Annotated in this window: 17 protein-coding genes; 12 read left to right on the top strand and 5 right to left on the bottom strand. The window is 66.3% G+C overall.

Going from position 1 to position 17,067, the window contains the following annotated elements:
* Positions 1 to 190 precede the first annotated feature (190 nt).
* The gene (locus tag CEW87_RS14400) at positions 191 to 700 is read left to right on the top strand and encodes a phasin family protein (protein ID WP_108974035.1); all 510 of its coding nucleotides are present in this window, start codon (positions 191 to 193) and stop codon (positions 698 to 700) included.
* Positions 701 to 798: 98 nt separating this feature from the next.
* On the opposite strand, the gene moaE is transcribed toward CEW87_RS14400, so the two are convergent.
* The 5 genes from moaE to CEW87_RS14375 form a co-directional block, all read right to left on the bottom strand.
* On the bottom strand, positions 799 to 1,278 hold the full coding sequence (gene moaE / locus CEW87_RS14395; protein WP_108974033.1) for a molybdopterin synthase catalytic subunit MoaE: 480 nt from the start codon (positions 1,276 to 1,278) through the stop codon (positions 799 to 801).
* 3 nt (positions 1,279 to 1,281) lie between these two features.
* Positions 1,282 to 1,536, bottom strand: coding sequence for a molybdopterin converting factor subunit 1 (gene moaD, locus CEW87_RS14390; protein WP_108951125.1), 255 nt, complete (start codon positions 1,534 to 1,536; stop codon positions 1,282 to 1,284).
* 5 nt (positions 1,537 to 1,541) lie between these two features.
* Entirely contained in the window at positions 1,542 to 2,747 is a 1,206-nt protein-coding gene (glp, locus tag CEW87_RS14385; protein WP_108974031.1) for a gephyrin-like molybdotransferase Glp, read from the bottom strand.
* The gene (gene mobB, locus CEW87_RS14380; protein ID WP_108951124.1) at positions 2,744 to 3,238 is read right to left on the bottom strand and encodes a molybdopterin-guanine dinucleotide biosynthesis protein B; all 495 of its coding nucleotides are present in this window, start codon (positions 3,236 to 3,238) and stop codon (positions 2,744 to 2,746) included. The genes glp and mobB overlap by 4 nt, the downstream gene beginning before the upstream one ends.
* Positions 3,239 to 3,349: 111 nt before the next feature.
* Positions 3,350 to 5,311, bottom strand: a complete 1,962-nt coding sequence (locus CEW87_RS14375) for an ATP-dependent DNA helicase (protein WP_108974029.1) — start codon at positions 5,309 to 5,311, stop codon at positions 3,350 to 3,352.
* Between the two features lie 247 nt (positions 5,312 to 5,558).
* On the opposite strand from CEW87_RS14375, the gene CEW87_RS14370 reads away from it, so the two are divergent.
* The 11 genes from CEW87_RS14370 to gspL all read left to right on the top strand — a co-directional run bounded on the left by CEW87_RS14370 (position 5,559) and on the right by gspL (position 17,023).
* Complete coding sequence (locus CEW87_RS14370; protein ID WP_108974028.1) at positions 5,559 to 7,484, top strand: PhoX family protein; 1,926 nt, start codon at positions 5,559 to 5,561, stop codon at positions 7,482 to 7,484.
* Positions 7,485 to 7,684: 200 nt separating this feature from the next.
* Positions 7,685 to 8,185, top strand: a complete 501-nt coding sequence (locus tag CEW87_RS14365; RefSeq protein ID WP_108974026.1) for an alpha-1,2-mannosidase — start codon at positions 7,685 to 7,687, stop codon at positions 8,183 to 8,185.
* A 12-nt stretch (positions 8,186 to 8,197) separates the two neighbouring features.
* Positions 8,198 to 10,294, top strand: coding sequence for a type II secretion system secretin GspD (gene gspD, locus CEW87_RS14360; RefSeq protein WP_108974024.1), 2,097 nt, complete (start codon positions 8,198 to 8,200; stop codon positions 10,292 to 10,294).
* A gap of 9 nt (positions 10,295 to 10,303) precedes the next feature.
* Positions 10,304 to 11,767 carry a type II secretion system ATPase GspE gene (gene gspE / locus CEW87_RS14355; RefSeq protein ID WP_108977237.1) on the top strand — a complete coding sequence of 488 codons (1,464 nt, stop codon included), beginning with the start codon at positions 10,304 to 10,306 and terminating at the stop codon, positions 11,765 to 11,767.
* Positions 11,768 to 11,774: 7 nt separating this feature from the next.
* A complete protein-coding gene (gene gspF, locus CEW87_RS14350; RefSeq protein ID WP_108974022.1) occupies positions 11,775 to 12,977 on the top strand; it encodes a type II secretion system inner membrane protein GspF in 1,203 nt (400 codons plus the stop codon).
* Between the two features lie 5 nt (positions 12,978 to 12,982).
* Positions 12,983 to 13,444, top strand: a complete 462-nt coding sequence (gene gspG, locus CEW87_RS14345) for a type II secretion system major pseudopilin GspG (protein ID WP_108974020.1) — start codon at positions 12,983 to 12,985, stop codon at positions 13,442 to 13,444.
* On the top strand, positions 13,432 to 13,956 hold the full coding sequence (locus tag CEW87_RS14340; protein ID WP_108974018.1) for a prepilin-type N-terminal cleavage/methylation domain-containing protein: 525 nt from the start codon (positions 13,432 to 13,434) through the stop codon (positions 13,954 to 13,956). Before gspG ends, CEW87_RS14340 begins: the two co-directional genes overlap by 13 nt.
* A complete protein-coding gene (gspI, locus tag CEW87_RS14335) occupies positions 13,953 to 14,345 on the top strand; it encodes a type II secretion system minor pseudopilin GspI (RefSeq protein WP_108974016.1) in 393 nt (130 codons plus the stop codon). Before CEW87_RS14340 ends, gspI begins: the two co-directional genes overlap by 4 nt.
* The gene (gene gspJ, locus CEW87_RS14330; protein WP_108974014.1) at positions 14,342 to 14,941 is read left to right on the top strand and encodes a type II secretion system minor pseudopilin GspJ; all 600 of its coding nucleotides are present in this window, start codon (positions 14,342 to 14,344) and stop codon (positions 14,939 to 14,941) included. The genes gspI and gspJ overlap by 4 nt, the downstream gene beginning before the upstream one ends.
* Complete coding sequence (gene gspK, locus CEW87_RS14325; RefSeq protein WP_108974012.1) at positions 14,904 to 15,827, top strand: type II secretion system minor pseudopilin GspK; 924 nt, start codon at positions 14,904 to 14,906, stop codon at positions 15,825 to 15,827. The genes gspJ and gspK overlap by 38 nt, the downstream gene beginning before the upstream one ends.
* The gene (gene gspL / locus CEW87_RS14320) at positions 15,824 to 17,023 is read left to right on the top strand and encodes a type II secretion system protein GspL (protein ID WP_108974010.1); all 1,200 of its coding nucleotides are present in this window, start codon (positions 15,824 to 15,826) and stop codon (positions 17,021 to 17,023) included. Before gspK ends, gspL begins: the two co-directional genes overlap by 4 nt.
* The last annotated feature ends 44 nt before the right edge of the window (positions 17,024 to 17,067 follow it).

The raw sequence follows: 17,067 nt of genomic DNA, 5'->3' as shown, positions 1-17,067 counted from the left end.
GGGCATGCCACTGCCTGAGCCCCGGCGCCCGCTCGCCAATTGCCGCACAGTGCAACAGGACGAAAGACTGCTGTGCTATCGTTCAATCAGAGGCGAGGGAGTGGCGCCCGCATGCCAATTGGCATCGCACCGCGTCGGAAATTTGTGCACACCGCCTCCTGCATCCAAACCACTAACGAGGAGATTGCACATGGCTACGAAACAACAGGATCAGTACAACGAGCTCCAGAAAAAAAACCTTGAAGCGGCCATGCGTCTGGCGCAACTCTCAATCGAGAATTCCCAGCGCGTCATGGAAATTCAGGTCGCCACGGCCAAGTCCCTTTTCGAAGAAGGGGTGCAGAACGCCAAGGCGCTCGCAGCAATCAAGGACCCCAAACAGGCCGTCGAACTGCGTACCCAGTATGCGCAGACCACAACCGAAAAGATGCTCGCCTGTGCGCGAGACATGGCAGAGATCACCACCCGCACCCAGGCCGAGGTCGGCAAGCTGGTCGGCGAGCAACTGAGCACCGGCAGCCAGGATGTGTTCGAGGCCATGCAGAAGATGTTCCAGGGCATCCCGATCTCGGATCAGAATGCAATGAGCGCGATGCAGACGGCGATGGACACGACCCGCGCCGCCTTCGAACAGATGACCCGTGCCTCGACCCAGGCCTTCCAGGCATTTTCCCAGCCGCCGTCCAAGGGTCGCAAGTAAGGCGCAAGCTGGTCCACAGAAAAACGGCGCCCGCAGGCGCCGTTTTTTTGATGGTCCGCGTTCCCGGACCATCACATCACATCACACAGCACACCGCCTCAACGGCGCTGCTCGATTTCGTCCCAGTCTTCGGACCAGCGCTCGGCAGCAGAGTCATCGCTCTCGCGCGCATCCACCCAGCGCGCCCCTTCCGGCGTTTCCTCCCGTTTCCAGAACGGCGCCCGGGTCTTGAGGTAATCCATGATGAAGGCGCAGGCCTCAAAGGATTCGCCACGATGTTCGCCGGCAACGCCGACGAACACGATCTGATCCCCGGGCAACAAGGGCCCGAAGCGGTGAATGACACGCACGCCATGCAGCGTCCAGCGCTGTCTGGCTTCGGCCACGATATCTTCCAGCGCCTGCTCGGTCATGCCGGGGTAATGTTCCAGCGTCATCGCCGACACTTCGCTCCCCTCGCTGATGTCACGCACCAGCCCGACAAAACTCGCGACGGCCCCGACCTCAGGGCGCCCGGCTGACAAGGCGGCAATCTCTGCCCCCGTATCGAAATCTGCCTCCTGCACGCTCACGCTCATGGCTCAGCCTCCGGTAACCGGTGGAAAGAACGCCACCTCGTCACCCGCGGACAGTGCTGTGTCCGCCCCCGACATGCGCTGGTTGAGCGCCGCCCGCACATTGCGCCCCACACCAAGCGCCTCCCAGCCCTCTCCGCGTGCGGCCAGAAACGCGCGCAAGGCCCCAAGCGTGCCAACCTCTGCGGGCACGTCGAGCTCCTCGCTGGCGCGGCCCACGGCCTCGCGAAGGCTGGCGAAATAGAGAATTCTCACTTTCATGGAACTCACCATAGCAAATCGCCGTAAGGCAGGAAACGGACCTTTTCGCCACGCGCGATCTTCGTGTCCGCCGGAATATCGACCAGACCATTGGCCCAGGTCGTGGAATTGAGCGCCGCAGCGCCCTGGTTGGCAAACAGTTCGACCGTGCCCTCGCTGGTCATGCGTGCGCGCAGGAACTCACGCCGCCGGTCGGGGCGGGTCCAGTCAAAGGCCGCAGTAAGCGTCACATCCTGCGGCGCGACTTCGCTCACGCCCTGCGTGGCAAGAATGAATGGTCGCACCATCAGCAGGAAGGTGACGAAGCTCGACACCGGATTGCCCGGCAGACCGATGAAGGCCGCGCCATGCACCCGACCGTAGGCCAGCGGCTTGCCCGGCTTCATCGCGATCTTCCACATGTCCAGGCTGCCCTCGGCCTCGACCGCAGGCTTGACGTGATCCTCCTCGCCCACCGACACGCCGCCACTGGTGACGATCAGATCATTACCCTGGGCCGCCTCGCGCAAGACCTTGCGCGTGGCATCGAGATTGTCCGGCACGATGCCGAGATCAACGACCTCGCACCCGAGCTGGCTCAGCAGCGCGCGCAGCATGAAGCGATTGGAATTGTAGATGCCACCCGGTGGCAGGGGCTGACCGGGCATCACCAGCTCGCTGCCGGTCGAAAACACCGCGACCTTCATCCGTCGCAGCACCGGCAAGCGGGCCAGGCCCACGGATGCGGCCAGCGCCAGATCCTGCGGACGCAGGCGTGTACCTGCGGCCAGCACTTCGGCGCCGAGCGCGACGTCTTCGCCGGCGCGACGGACCGCCTCGCCAAGTTTGGGCGTGTGATTGACGATAACCGCGTCGCCGTCGTGTTCGCACAACTCCTGCATGACCACCGCGTCCGCCCCGTCGGGCAGCGGCGCGCCGGTAAAGATGCGGGCCGCAGTGCCGGGTTCGAGCGTCGTCCCCACCGAGCCTGCCGGAATGCGCTGGCTCACCGGCAGGCGGGTGCCCGGCGCAGGCACATCGGCCACGCGCAGCGCGTAGCCGTCCATGGCGGAATTGTCCATCGGCGGCTGGCAGATCGGCGAATGCTGCGCAACAGCAAGCACCCGGCCGGCGGCCATCATGGTGTCGATCTCGTCGATCTCGTGCACTGGTCGTGCGTAGCCGACAATGCGGCCGAGCGCTTCATCAAAACTGAGCATATTGGCGTTCATGAGGCTTCCGGATAATCAAGAATGAATTGAACCACGACAGCCGGATCGTTCAGGGGCAGGCGCGGCATCGGGCAGTCGATATCGGCATCGCTGGCCACCGCCACCACATGCGGATTCTCCGGCCACAAGGGTGGCTTGCCGTGCGCCGGGCGGTGAATCTCGATCTTGGGCACGGCAGCGGCCTTGTAGCCCTCGATCAGGACCACATCGCAGGGCGCGAGCAGGCGCAACTGCTCTTCGAGCGTTGGCTCGGCGCGCCCGCGCAGTTCATGCATCAGCACCCAGCGATCGTTGGACAACATCAGCACCTGGGTGGCGCCCGCCTCGCGATGGCGGTAGGAGTCCTTGCCCGGACGGTCGAGATCGAAACCATGGTGGGCGTGCTTGATCACCGATACGCGCAGACCGCGGGAGGTGATCTCGGGGATCAGCTTCTCCACCAGCGTGGTCTTGCCCGAGCCGGACCAGCCGGCAATGCCAAAAACTTTCATTATCGTGCGTCTGACCGACGTCTCTTTGTTCGGGACAAAGAGCATACAACAAGCCGGCGCAGGCCGGACTTGATCGCGAACAGGCTGTGCCGGTGTGCGGCACACCCGGATTCAGTCGGCGCTTCGCGGTGGCGGCAGGGTTTCGAGGAAGGCAACCGCTTCGCCCTCGACACGGGTCCGGCGCATCGGTGGCAGGCTGCGCCACACCACCTTGCCGTAGGACTTCTCGATCATGCGCGGGTCGCAGATGCACAGCACGCCGCTGTCGCGCTCGGTACGGATCAGCCGCCCGGCACCCTGCTTCATGCTGATGACCGCGCGTGGCAACTGATGGTGGATGAAGGGACTCAGCCCCTGACGCTGCATGTGCTCGACACGAGCGGCAAGCACCGGATCGTCAGGCGGCGCAAAGGGCAGCTTGTCGATCACCACCAGCGAGAGCGCATCGCCGGGCACATCGACGCCTTCCCAGAAGCTCTGGCTGGCCACGAGCACCGCATTGCCCAGCTTGCGGAAACGGTCCAACAGTTCGGTGCGCGACCCTTCACCCTGCAGCAGCAAAGGCAGCGGGTCATTGGCCTGCTGCAGACCGTCCGCGATCAGCTCGTGCACCCGGCGCATCGCGCGCAGGGAGGTGCACAGCACGAAAGCGCGCCCGCGCGCGGCGCGGATCAGCGGCAGCGCGGTACGGGCAACCGCCTCGATGTAGTCGGGCGAGTTGGGGTCGGGCATGCCTTGCGGCGCATACAGGAGCGCCTGGGTGGCGTAGTCGAAGGGGCTGCCCCAGACCGCGGTCATCGGCGGCGGGTCCATCCACGCCAGCCCGAGCTCGCGGTTGTAGTGACCGAAGTCAGCCTTGCCCACCGCGAGCGTGGCCGAGGTAAACACCCAGGCTCGCGGCTGCGCTTCGAGCTGACGCTTGAAAACGTCCGACACATGCAGCGGCGTGGCGTTGAGGGCCAGCGACTGGGCAAAGATCTCAACCCAGCGGATCAGGTCCTTCTCGTCAGGGCTGAGCCAGCGCCGCAGCCGCTCGCTCATCTCCTGCGCACGGCGCAAGCAGTTCGCGAGCCCCTCCGAGCGTTCAGCCTGGGTATCGAGCACCGCCTCCATCTTGTCGAGCGCCGCGGCAAGCGCATCCACCTGCGCGGTGAAGTCTTCCTTCTCCGCCGCCTGCGCCGCCGCCATGCGGGTACTCTCGGTACCGAACACCAGGCGCAGGTCGCGCGCAGCCTTTTCGAGCGCCCGTGTCTCGTCGATCAGGGCGATGCAGTCGCGTGCGCCGGATACGGTCTCCGAGCGCGTATCGCGCGCCAGCTCCAGCACCTGTGAAGTCGACACCGTCTCGCCAAAGAACAGGCTGGCCGTCTCGGGCAGCTGATGCGCCTCGTCGAAGATCACGGCATTGCAGGCAGGCAGCAATTCGCCCATGCCCTCGTCGCGCAGCATCACGTCGGCAAAGAAGAGGTGATGGTTCACCACCACCACATCGGCTTCCATCGCTGTGCGGCGCGCCTGCATGACGAAGCACTCCTTCACCTGCGGGCAGTCCTGTCCGAGGCAGTTGTCGCGGGTGGAGGTCGCCGCGATCCACGCTGCGGAGTCTTCGCGCACATCGGTGCATTCGGCCTTGTCGCCGCTCTGGGTCAGGCGGGCGAAGCGCGAAATGGCGCGCAGGTCGGCCGCATCCTGCGGCGTCTGGAAGCGCCCGTCGCGCTCGTTACGCTCGAGGTGGTAATGGCACACGTAATTGGCGCGCCCCTTGAGCAGCGCAATCGACACCGGCACCTTGAGCGCGGCCCGCACCGTGGGCAGGTCCCGATTGAAAAGCTGATCCTGCAGCGTCTTCGTGCCGGTGGAGACAATCACCTTGCCGCCCGACATCAGCGCCGGCACGAGATAGGCAAAGGTCTTGCCCGTCCCGGTGCCCGCCTCGGCCACCAGCACCCGGTTGCCACGAATGGCTTCGCCGATCTTCTGCGCCATCTCGACCTGCTGCGGACGCGGGCGATAGCCGGGAATCGCCTGCACCAGCGGGCCATCGGACGAGAAGAGATGGGCGAAATCGGTCATGAAAAGCGCAGGCAAAGCGGCATTCTAAGCCAAGCGCCCTGCCCGGTGCCCTTTGCGCACGCGTAATCGCGCGAATGTGGAGCAGACTCGCCCCTGCCCCCGGGCGCAGGGGCCGTCGCGCAGACACGGCATCTTCAGGCGCCAGACACAATAATTCGAGCACGGATGAGGTCGCCGCGCTCCGTTTCACGCCATTGCAATATGTCGTGCCCAGAATCCGGATCTCTTATCCCCCCGGAGAACATGAATGTCTCAGTCAACGCCGCTCGATTCCGAAGACCTGCCGACCAATACCTCGAACAACGAACATTTCCAGTCGGTCGTGAATCGCGCCGTCAGCCGTCGTGGCTTTTTCAGGACGGGTCTCGGCCTGTCGGCCGCTGCCTTCATGTCAGGCGGCCTGAGCGGCTGCATCATCGAGGTCAATCCCAAGCCGCCGGCGGGCCCGCTCCTCGGCTTCACCGCCATCCCGACGTCGACCGACGACAGCGTCGCCGTCGCCCCGGGTTACACGGCAACCGTGTTCGCGCCGTGGGGCACGCCGCTCTTTTCCACCGGCGCAGGCTCGACCTGGGCCAGCGACGCCAGCGACGATGCCGCAGCCCAGGCACGTCAGGTCGGCGACAACCACGACGGCATCCACTACTTTGCGCTCAACGGCAGCAAGGAAGGCCTGCTGGTGATGAACCACGAATACGTGAACACTCGCCACCTGTTTGCCGATGGCGTGTCGAACAGCGCTGACGATGCCTACAAGGCCATCCACGCCCACGGCGTATCGGTCATCCACATCAAGCTCAATAGCGGCAAGTGGGAGATCGTCATCGACTCCCAGTACAACCGTCGCATCACCGGCGACACGCCGATGCTGATCACCGGCCCTGCTGCAGGCGACGCGCTGATGAAGACCAGCGCCGATGCGTCGGGCACCCTGGTTCGCGGCACCCTGAACAACTGCGGCAACGGATACACGCCGTGGGGCACCTACCTGACCTGTGAAGAAAACTTCAACCAGTACTTCGGCACCCGCAGCGGCAGCGACACGCGCACGACTGCGCAGAAGCGCTATGGCGTCAGCGGTCAGACCACCGGCTACGGCTGGGAGGAATACATCGACCGTTTCGACTACGCGAAGGAGCCCAACGAATCGAACCGTTTCGGCTGGATCGTGGAGATCGATCCCTTCGACCGTCATTCGACACCGAAGAAGCGCACCGCACTCGGTCGCATCAAGCATGAGAACGCTGCCTACACCCTGACCCCCGACAATCATGTCGTGGTGTACATGGGTGACGACCAGGCCAACGACTACATCTACAAGTTCGTATCCGATGGTGTCTACACCAAGGGCAACGACCGCGCCAACGCCAACCTGCTGGACTCGGGCAAGCTCTATGTTGCCCGCTTCAACGATGGCTCGACCACGGGCGACTTCATGGGCAATGGCGAGTGGATCCTGCTCGACAAGACGGCCAATGCCACGCTGGCCGCCGATTCAAGCTTTGCCAGCCAGGCCGAAGTGCTGATTCACACCCGCCTTGCTGCAGACGCTGTCGGCGCCACCAAGATGGATCGCCCGGAGTGGGTCACGGTTCATCCGAGCACCGGCGAAGTCTATGCAACCCTGACCAACAACTCGGGCCGCTCCGTCACCGACGACGCCAACCCCCGTACCGCCAACCGCTACGGCCAGATCGTGCGCTGGCGCGAAACCGGTGGCGACGCAGCCGCACTGACCTTCGAGTGGGACATCTTCGTACTGGCCGGCAATCCGAACGTCTACCCCGATCGCAGCAACCTCAAGTCGGGCTCGGACAACGTCACCGTCGATAACACCTTCAACAGCCCGGACGGCCTTGCCTTCGACGACGCCGGCCGCCTGTGGATCGAGACCGACGGCAACTACAGCAACAGCGGCGAGTACGCCGGTCAGGGCAACAACCAGATGCTGTGCGCCGACCCCACGACCAAGGAGATCCGCCGCTTCTTCACCGGCCCGAAGGAGTGCGAGATCACCGGCGTCACCTTCACCCCGGACAGCAAGACCATGTTCATCAACATCCAGCATCCGGGTGAAGGCGGCAACAGCAACTGGCCCGAGGGCGGCAGCGCACGCCCGCGTTCGGCCACGATCATCATCACCAAGAACGACGGTGGCGTGATCGGCACCTGATCGTCCCAGCCCGCTCCCTTGCCTCCGCAGGGGCAAGGGCCGAGCCCGGTGCTGCATTCCCGCAGAAGGGGATGCAGCACCGGGTATTCCTGCGCTCCTGAACCCCAGCCCGGCGCCCCCCCATTTTCACCCCATTTTCAACCCATGCCTTCATGTGCTTGCTCCACCCTGCTGCAAGCCCGGCAGCCCCATTCATCGCAATGATCTCCCTGCCCGCCATCGTCCGTCGCCTTGAGGCCTCGCTGCCTGCACTGGCCTGGGGCCTTGCGCTGAGTGTCGCGGCGTGGACGTGCGCGACGCTCTTCTGGCAACTCACAGCGCCCGAGCCGGTCAGCGCACTGCCGTCGCACACTGCCGACCCCAGAAGCGCGGCGCGCGACATCGTGCGTGCGCTCGGCAGCGGCGAAAGCGAACCCGCGCCCCGCGCGCAAGTGCACACCGACTACCAGCTGATCGGGCTCGCGACCGGCTTCGGCCAGCGACCGGGCTTCGCCCTGCTGCGCAGACCAGACGGAGAAACACTTGCACTCCTGCAGGACGAAACGCTGGCAGACGGGCTGCGCCTGGTGCGAATCCTGCCCGACCGCATCGAACTCGCTGCGGGCGGACGCACAGTGGCGTTGCGCATGACAGGGGCGGACAGCACGACCTCGCCCGTCGCCACCAGCGACACCCGCACCGATGCCATCTCAACGGATTGAACCCAAACCACCATGCTGCTTGTCTCCCGCCTGCGTCGTCTCGTCCTGCTTGCCGCCTTTCTGCCCTTGCCATTGTTCGCGGCCGACGACCCGGTGTCGCTCAACTTCCAGAACGCCGACATCGATGCGGTCATTCAGGCCATCGGCAAGCTCTCCGGTACGAACTTCCTTGTCGATCCCCGGGTAAAGGGCAAGATCAACATCGTCACCAATACGCCGGTGGCGCGCGAGCTTGCGTATCAGATCCTGCTCTCCGCCCTGCGACTGCAGGGTTATACCGCTGTTGAGGACAAGGGGGTGACCAAGATCGTCCCCGAGGCCGACGCCAAGCTGCATGCCGTACCAGTGGGCAGGAACGTCGCAGCGGCCGGGGGCGATCGCCTGGTGACACAGGTATTCGCACTCCGTCATGAGTCCGCAGCGCAAATGGTGTCGGTCATTCGCCCGCTGGTTGCGCCGAACAATTCGGTGAGCGCCTTTCCCGCGAACAACGTCCTCGTGGTCACCGACTACGCCGGCAACGTTGCCCGCATCGCCAGCGTCATCGAATCGCTCGACGTCGTGCAGGGCGACCTCGGCGTCATCGAACTGCACCATGCTGCCGCCGTCGACCTCGCGCCCCTGCTGTCACGCCTCCTCGCCGAGCGCGGCGCAGCAGCCGGCGGCACCGGCGCCGTGCAGATCCTCGCCGAACCCAACAGCAACAGCCTGCTGGTGCGCGCCGACACGCCCAGCCGCATCTCCGCGGTACGCCAACTGGTGGCAAGCCTCGACCGCCCCGGCGCCGCAGGCAACATCCATGTGGTCTACCTGAAGAACGCCGACGCCACGCAGGTCGCCAACACGCTCAATGCCACGCTGAGCGGCAGCGGCGTCACCGACACACAGGGCAGCGCCATGCTGAGCAGCACGGGTGCGAGCAGCGCCAGCGCAGCACCGGGCGGCGACGCGATGGGCATCGCCGCATCGACCTCGCGCAGCAGTTCGACGAACAAGCGCACGCGAAGTGACACCGGCACAGGCGGCGTGGTGCAGGCAGACCCGGTCAACAACGCGCTGATCATCAACGCCCCTGAGGCCATCTACCGCAACCTGAGAGTGGTGATCGACCAGCTCGACCGCCGCCGCGCACAGGTATACATCGAGGCGCTGATCGCCGAGATCTCGACCGAGCGCGCTGCCGAGTTCGGCATTCAGTGGGCGGCGGGCGACAACAGCGGCAGCGCCGCCATTGTCGGCGGCACCTCGTTCAGCAGCGGCGGCAACAACCTGATGCAACTCATCACCGGCGCAGCAAGTGGCACCATGGCCACGCCCGGCAACGGCCTGACACTCGCCGTAGGCAACGGCAAGGTGACCATTCCCGGTGTTGGCGAGATCATCCGCCTCGGCATGCTTGCGCGCTTCCTTGAAAACGAGGTCAGCGCCAACATCCTGTCCACGCCCAACATCGTCACCCTCGACAACGAAGAGGCCAAGATCGTCGTCGGCCGCAACGTGCCCTTCGTCACCGGCCAATACACCAACACCGGCTCAGGCAGCACCGTCAGCAACCCGTTCCAGACCATCGAGCGCAAGGACGTCGGTCTCACGCTCAAGGTCAAGCCGCAGATCTCGGAAGGCGGCTCGATTCGCCTGGCGATCTACCAGGAAGCCTCGGCCGTGGTCGCCAGCACCGACACCGGCAACGGCCCCACCACCACCAAACGCTCGATCGAGTCCATGGTCATGATCGACGACGGCGCCATCATCGCGCTCGGCGGACTGGTGGAGGACAGCTACAGCGGCGGAGAGGAGAAGATTCCGCTGCTGGGCGACGTGCCGGTGGCCGGCGCCCTGTTCCGCTACGACACGCGCAAGCGCACCAAGACCAACCTGGTCGTGTTCCTGCGTCCGGTCATCCTGCGCGAGCGCGAGGACTACGCCGGCATCACCCGCTCGCGCTACGACTATGTGATCGGCGAACAACGCGCCTCCGCCAGCAAGCGCGATCTGCTGAGCGGCGAACCCGGCACGCCGGAGCTTCCCGCCTTCGACAGCCCCGCCCCTGCTGTTCCGCGCACCGCGCCGGCACCGGTCGAGGAAGCCGAAGTCCGTCGCATCGACTAGGCGATGAACATGAATCCCAGCCTGCCCTACGCCTTTGCCCGCCGCCACGGCGTGCTCGTCACCGCGATCGGCACCGAACACGCCGACGTGCTGCTGCGCGAGGATGCCAGCCTGGCCGCAGTGGCCGAGGTGCGTCGTCATCTCGGCCTGCCGCTGCAGCTCGTGACAGTGCCAAAGGCGAGCTTCGACACGCATCTGGCGGAAACCTACAGCGCCGGAGACGGCAGCGCCGCCGAGATCGTTGCCGACGTCGGGCTCGAGGTCGATCTTGCGCAGCTGATGACCGAACTGCCCGCGGTCGAAGATCTGCTCGAATCGCAGGACGATGCGCCGGTGATCCGCATGATCAATGCGCTGCTGACCCAGGCGGTGCGCGAAGCGGCTTCGGACGTGCATATCGAACCCTACGAGCATCATTCGGTGGTGCGCCTGCGCCGCGACGGCGTGCTGCGTGACATCGCGCGCCCGCACCGTGGCCTGCATGCGGCGATGGCCTCGCGCATCAAGATCATGGCCAGCCTCGACATCGCCGAGAAGCGTCTGCCACAGGACGGCCGTATCACGCTGCGCCTCGCCGGCCGTCAGGTGGACGTGCGTGTCTCCACCCTGCCCACCACGCACGGCGAGCGCCTGGTGCTGCGTCTGCTGGACAAGGGCAACGCACTGATCGGGCTCGAACGCCTCGGCATGGCGGACGACATTCGCGGGCGCTTCGTGGACCTGCTCACGCAGACTCACGGCATCCTGCTCGTCACCGGCCCCACCGGCTCGGGCAAGAGCACCACGCTGTATGCGGCCCTGCAGACCATGGACTGCGAGCGCCAGAACATCGTTACCGTCGAGGATCCGGTTGAATACGACCTCCCCGGCGTCGCCCAGATCCAGGTCAATCCGCGCATCGAACTCGACTTCGCCCGCGCCCTGCGCGCCATCCTGCGCCAGGACCCCGATGTAATCCTGATTGGCGAGATCCGCGACGTCGAAACCGCGCGCATCGCGGTTCAGGCCAGCCTCACCGGACACCTGGTGCTCGCCACCCTGCACACCAACGATGCAGCATCGGCCATCACCCGTCTGGTCGACATGGGCATCGAGCCCTTCCTGCTCGCATCCAGCATCCGCGGCGTACTTGCCCAGCGCCTGGTGCGCCGGCTGTGCCCGGCCTGTCGCAGCCCGCAGGCTGCCGGCGACAGCGAACGCGCACTGATCGGCCCCGACTGCCCTGAGACCCTGTGGCAGGCTGCCGGCTGCGCTGCGTGCGGACACACCGGCTATCAGGGTCGTGGCGGCATCTACGAGTTGCTGACGGTGGACGCCGAGGCTGCCCGCCTGATCCATGACGACGCCGGCGAAGCCGCGCTGCGCGCACACTCACGCAACGGCGGCGCCCGCGGACTGCGCGAGGACGGCCTGCGACTGCTCGCCGACGGCACGACCACGGTCGAAGAACTCCTGCGCGCCACCCGCGACTGAGGCCCGGATGACAGCCTTCCGCTACAGCGCACTCGATACCGCCGGCCAATCCACCCAGGGGGTGATCGAGGCCGAGAGCGGCCGTGCCGCGCGCACCCTGCTGCGCGAACGCGGGCTGTTTCCGCTCGATGTCGTCACCGTATCCGCCGCACCCGGCAGCGGTCGGCGGCCACGCCGGCTCAAGGACGCCGCGCTCGCGCTGCTCACCCGTCAGTGGGCCACCCTGCTCGCCGCAGGCCTCACTGTGGAGCAGGCGCTCGCCGCACTGATCGAGCAGGCCGAGGACGAAGGTCCCCGTCAGCTGCTTGCAGGACTGCGCTCTGAGATCCTGTCCGGCTACAGCCTGCGAGCGGCACTGGACCGCTACCCCGCAGCCTTCCCCGCGATCTACCGCGCCTCGGTTGCGGCCGGCGAGAAGTCGGGCGAACTTGCCGAGGTCATGAACCAGCTTGCCGACTATCTGGAGCAGCACGGGCAACTGCAGCAGAAGACGATGCAGGCCCTGCTCTATCCGCTGATCGTCGCCGCCGTCGCCCTGCTGGTGGTAATCGGCCTGATGACCCATGTGGTGCCGCAAGTCGTCGGCGTGTTCGCACAGACCAAGCAGGTGCTGCCGCCGCTGACGCGCGGCCTGATCGCCGTCTCTGACCTTCTGCGCGACTGGGGCTGGCTACTGATGCTTGCCGTCGCCGGCGCCGGCCTCTGCGCCCATCTCGCCTTGCGCAACACCGCCGTGCGCAGACGCTGGGAAACCCGCCTGCTCGCCCTTCCCGTCATCGGCCGCCACCTGCGCACGCTCGACGCGGCACGCTTTGCGAGCACGCTGTCCATCCTCGCCGGCAGCGGCGTGCCCCTGCTGACCGCGCTCGAAGCCGGGGGCCGGGTGATCGCGCGCCTGCCAATCCGCGATGCGGTCGAGGCCGCGGCCGCCCGCGTGCGCGAGGGACAGAGCCTGGCGCGGGCGCTCGGTGCCACGCGCGCCTTTCCACCGCTGCTGGTGCACATGATCGCAAGCGGCGAGACCACCGGCCGGCTCGACGAACTGCTGGCGCGTGCCGCCCGCCTTCAGCAACAGGAACTCGAAAGCCGCGGCGCCGTGCTCGCGAGCCTGCTCGAACCCGCACTGCTGCTGGCGATGGGCGGCGTCGTGCTGGTGATCGTGCTGGCGGTGATGCAACCGATCATCGAAATCAACACCCTGATGAAGTGAAGACCATGAAGACAGCCCTCCCCCCGTCCTGCCGCGCAAACGGCCCGCACGCGCTGCGCCAGCGCGGCTTCACCCTGATCGAGGTCATGGTGGTGATCGTGATCCTCGGTGTGCTCGCCGCACTTGTCGTGCCCCGTGTCATGAGCCGTCCCGATGAAGCACGCGTGGTTGCCGCCCGCCAGGACCTCGCCTCCATCATGCAGGCGCTCAAACTGTATCGTCTCGACAACCGGCGTTACCCCACGGCGTCGCAGGGACTCTCGGCCCTGGTCAGGAAGCCGGACACGACGCCGATCCCCGATAACTGGAAGCCCTATCTCGAGCGCCTGCCGGCCGACCCCTGGGGCGGTGACTACCAGTACCTCAACCCGGGCATCAATGGCGACGTCGACGTCATGAGCTTCGGTGCCGACGGCAAGACCGGCGGCGAAGGCTTCGACGCAGACATCGGGTCGTGGCAGTTCTGATCCACACCCGCCACCTCGCACGCGGCTTTTCGCTCGTCGAACTGATGGTGGTGCTGGCGATTGCCGGCATCATTACCGGCGGCGCCAGCCTGGCAATCGACGGCTTCCGCGCCAACGACTCGGATCTTGCCGTCGAACGCCTGCGCAGCGTCCTCGAAGCCGGAGCCGAACGTGCTGCGGTCCAGGGTCGCCCACTCGCGGTTGAGTTTCTGAGCGACGGCTACCGCTTCGCCCAGCCAGACGCGGATGGCCGCTGGCGTGTCGTGGACGACGATCCGCTTTTCGCCCCGCGCACGCTTCCCGATCCACTCAGTCTCGGCGCGCTGCAGGTGCATCAGCGCGTACCCGCACTGAACACCCAGCCCGCGGGTCAGGAACGCCGGCGCCTGATCTTCGGGTCCCGCGCGCCGCACTTCGATCTCGTTGTGCTCACCGGGCACGGCAGCGAGCTGCTGCGCGGACAGCCGAATGGCCAGGTGACTCGGATTCGTCGTGGCGAGGCGATGAGATGACTGCTGCCACACACCGGATAGCCCGGCCGGCACGCGGCTTCACGCTGCTCGAAACCCTGGTCGCCCTCGCCATTGTCGCCATTGCCCTTGTGTCGGCGCTGCGTGCCATGGGCAGCACGGCACTGGCAAGCGCCGAGCTGCGCGATCGCACCCTCGCCGACTGGGTGGCCCACGACCGGCTCGCAGCATATCGTGCCAGCGCGAGCTTTCCTGCTACCGGTGTGCACCAGGGGCGGACGCGCCAGGGACCCTTGGAGTTTCAGTGGCGCGAGCGTATCGCCTCTGCATCGAACCGCTCGTTTCGCCGCATCGACGTCGACGTCATGGACACAGAAAGCGGCCATGTCCTGGCCCGCGCCACCGGCTACATCACCCGGGTGCCGCAATGAGCACACCCCTGCGCAAAGCCGCGCGCGGCATGACCCTGATCGAACTGCTGGTCGCCCTCGCCCTGTTCTCGGTGCTCGGCATGCTGACCTGGCGCGCCACTGCGCAGATGATCGACACACAGGCACGGGTGAGCAGCGAGGTCGAGCGCTGGCGCAGCATCGCGCGTGCGATACACCTGATTGAACTCGAGATCCTGCAGATCGCCGCGCCTGCACTCCCCGCCACCAGCACGGCATCTCCGGCACTGGCGCTGCTGCGCAGTGCAAACGGAGCCGACAGCGAGCTGCGGCTGATCGCACTCGGCGGCGAGGGAGAAGGTGCGCGCCGGGTCGGATTCCGCTTCAGCAACGCACAGCTCGAATGGCTGATCTGGCCCGACCGTGAAGCCCTTGGCGCGCCCGAGATCTACCCCCTGCTACAGGATGTCCAGGCCGTGCGCTGGTACTTCCTGACCACCGACGTGGGCAGCGCGCAAACACGAAGCGCGCACTGGCCGCTCGCCGGCGGCAAGGGCGACACCTTGCCTGCCGCGATCGAACTCGAACTGGACCTGCCTGATGCCGGCACGATTACCCGCCTTTTCGCGCTACGCTGAACGTCAGCGTGGCGCCGCCGTCGTGCTCGCCCTGCTCACGGTCACCTTTGCCGCGATGCTGGCCGCCGCCGCGCTGGCTGATTTCGGGCGCGGCCTCGAAGCGGTCACCGGCCGCCGCGATCAGGCACAGTCACGCCAGCTTGCCCGCGCCGCAGTGGACTGGGCACGCCAGGTCCTCGCCCTGGACATGCTGGAAAGCAATGTGGATCACGGTGGTGAAAACTGGACCATCAGGATTCCGCCGACGCAACTCGGCGAAGACGCTGCAGACGGGACGATCGCAGGCGAAATCATCGATCTCTCGGGGCGCTTCAATCTGAACGACCTCGCGCCCGCTGGCCTGCGCAGCAGTGCGGCAGGCGCGCGACTGCAGCGCCTGATGGAGCTGGTCGGCACGTCCCCCGAGTCAGCGCGCGCAAGCGTGATCGCAATGACGGAGTGGATCGCAACAGCCCCGCGTGGAGACACTGACCACGCCCCGCACTCAGCACTGGTCGTTGCCGACGAAGTGGCTTCGATTCCGGGCATCGATCACACGCTGCTGGCGCGGCTCAGACCCTATGTCACCGCCGTGCCGGCACCGACGCCCGTGAATGTGAACACGGCTGCGGCCGAGGTTCTGACCAGCCTGGTCCCGGGCCTCGGCATCGACGTCGCCCGGGTACTGGTTGCAGAACGTGAGCGCGCATGGTTCCGCGACCTGGCCGACTTCAACGCGCGGCTGCCGCAAGGCGCAACACCGCCTGCGGCGCAGCTCGCCAGTGTCAGCAGCCGCCACTTCCTGGTCACGATACACGCCAGTCACGGCATCTCCGTCACCCGGCTCGAAGCCCTTCTCGATCGCCAGAAACCCTGGCCCGAACTCCTGTGGTACCGCATCCCATGACGACACGCCTGCTCATCCGCATCGACGAACACTGGCCACGCGACCCGGCCACCCAATGGGTTCTGCTCGACGCAGCAAACACGGTAGTGCAACAAGGCCACAGCGGCCCCACACACTGGCCGGCAGCGGATGTCTGCGAGGGCGTGCTCGCCGGCGCGCAGAGCACCTGGCTTGAAGTCCTGCTGCCCGCAAGCCCGCGACGCGAGCGCCCACGCCTGCTGTCCTATGCGCTTGAGGAGCATCTGGTTGGCGACCCGGACACGCAGCATTTGACGGTGACCCACAGCCACCCCGAAGACAAGCTGAATCGCACCGGGGTCATCACCGTCGCACGCGCACGCATGACGCAGGTCCTCGCCCAGTTCGCGCAGATCGGTCGTCCGCTGCGCCGTCTCTGCAGCGCGCTTGAAACAGTACCAACGGCAGACGGGCGCTGGGTGCTGGCTGTCGAAGCAAACTGCGTCCTCCTGCGTCCGGGCCTTGAGCCGGCCATCGCCCTGGACGTACCAACGCAAGATGCGACACTGGCCGCGCTGTCATCCACCCTGCCCATCGCGCTCTCGCGTCGTCGTGCCAGCACCGCGCTTCCGACGGCACTGCAGCTCCGTATCGCAGACACGTGCGCCACACCCGATACGGGCGCCACTGCGTCGCTGCCACTGCGCATTGAACCGGGTCCGGCCTGGCACTGGTGGGAACACGTCGATGCCACCAGTAACCTGCTGCACGGCGAGTTCGCCTCACGGCAGGGCCGCGACGCACAGTGGCAGCGGTTTCGGGCGCCCGCAACAATCGTCGCGATCAGCGCAGCCGCGCTGTTCGCCGTCAACCTCACTCATGTTCTGGGTCAGCGCCAGGCCCTGGCAGAACTCGAAGCACGCAGCGTGCGGCTGTTTGAACAAGCCTTGCCCGGCACACCGGCCGTCGCGCCCGCGGCACAGCTCGGCCGCGCACTGGACCGGGCGCGCAGGCAGGCTGGCCAGCTCGGCACCGACGATCTGCTTGCGCTGCTGCACGGCCACCTTGCCGCCACCGGCGTGACACCGCTGGCGGTCTCATACGAAGCCGGCGCGCTGAGCCTCGCACTGCCACCCCAAACCGAACTCACCGGCCTGCTCACCCGCCTCTCGCTGCACGGCATCAATGCGCAGGCGCGCGATGGCAGCCTTTTGTTGAGCGCCGCACCTCAGCCCTGAGCATCGCAGCCCTGAGTGCCGCAACCGCAAACACACCTTCAGGA

The organism is Parazoarcus communis (assembly GCF_003111665.1).
Classification (GTDB): Bacteria; Pseudomonadota; Gammaproteobacteria; order Burkholderiales; family Rhodocyclaceae; genus Parazoarcus; species Parazoarcus communis_B.
This window is presented reverse-complemented; position numbering and strand designations above follow the sequence as displayed.

Bases quoted from the DNA above. Each gene is read 5' to 3' on its own strand.
- CEW87_RS14400 (WP_108974035.1), top strand. From the start codon at position 191: ATGGCTACGAAACAACAGGATCAGTACAACGAGCTCCAGAAAAAAAAC.
- moaE (WP_108974033.1), bottom strand. From the start codon at position 1,278: ATGAGCGTGAGCGTGCAGGAGGCAGATTTCGATACGGGGGCAGAGATT.
- moaD (WP_108951125.1), bottom strand. From the start codon at position 1,536: ATGAAAGTGAGAATTCTCTATTTCGCCAGCCTTCGCGAGGCCGTGGGC.
- glp (WP_108974031.1), bottom strand. From the start codon at position 2,747: ATGAACGCCAATATGCTCAGTTTTGATGAAGCGCTCGGCCGCATTGTC.
- mobB (WP_108951124.1), bottom strand. From the start codon at position 3,238: ATGAAAGTTTTTGGCATTGCCGGCTGGTCCGGCTCGGGCAAGACCACG.
- CEW87_RS14375 (WP_108974029.1), bottom strand. From the start codon at position 5,311: ATGACCGATTTCGCCCATCTCTTCTCGTCCGATGGCCCGCTGGTGCAG.
- CEW87_RS14370 (WP_108974028.1), top strand. From the start codon at position 5,559: ATGTCTCAGTCAACGCCGCTCGATTCCGAAGACCTGCCGACCAATACC.
- CEW87_RS14365 (WP_108974026.1), top strand. From the start codon at position 7,685: ATGATCTCCCTGCCCGCCATCGTCCGTCGCCTTGAGGCCTCGCTGCCT.
- gspD (WP_108974024.1), top strand. From the start codon at position 8,198: ATGCTGCTTGTCTCCCGCCTGCGTCGTCTCGTCCTGCTTGCCGCCTTT.
- gspE (WP_108977237.1), top strand. From the start codon at position 10,304: ATGAATCCCAGCCTGCCCTACGCCTTTGCCCGCCGCCACGGCGTGCTC.
- gspF (WP_108974022.1), top strand. From the start codon at position 11,775: ATGACAGCCTTCCGCTACAGCGCACTCGATACCGCCGGCCAATCCACC.
- gspG (WP_108974020.1), top strand. From the start codon at position 12,983: ATGAAGACAGCCCTCCCCCCGTCCTGCCGCGCAAACGGCCCGCACGCG.
- gspI (WP_108974016.1), top strand. From the start codon at position 13,953: ATGACTGCTGCCACACACCGGATAGCCCGGCCGGCACGCGGCTTCACG.
- gspJ (WP_108974014.1), top strand. From the start codon at position 14,342: ATGAGCACACCCCTGCGCAAAGCCGCGCGCGGCATGACCCTGATCGAA.
- gspK (WP_108974012.1), top strand. From the start codon at position 14,904: ATGCCGGCACGATTACCCGCCTTTTCGCGCTACGCTGAACGTCAGCGT.
- gspL (WP_108974010.1), top strand. From the start codon at position 15,824: ATGACGACACGCCTGCTCATCCGCATCGACGAACACTGGCCACGCGAC.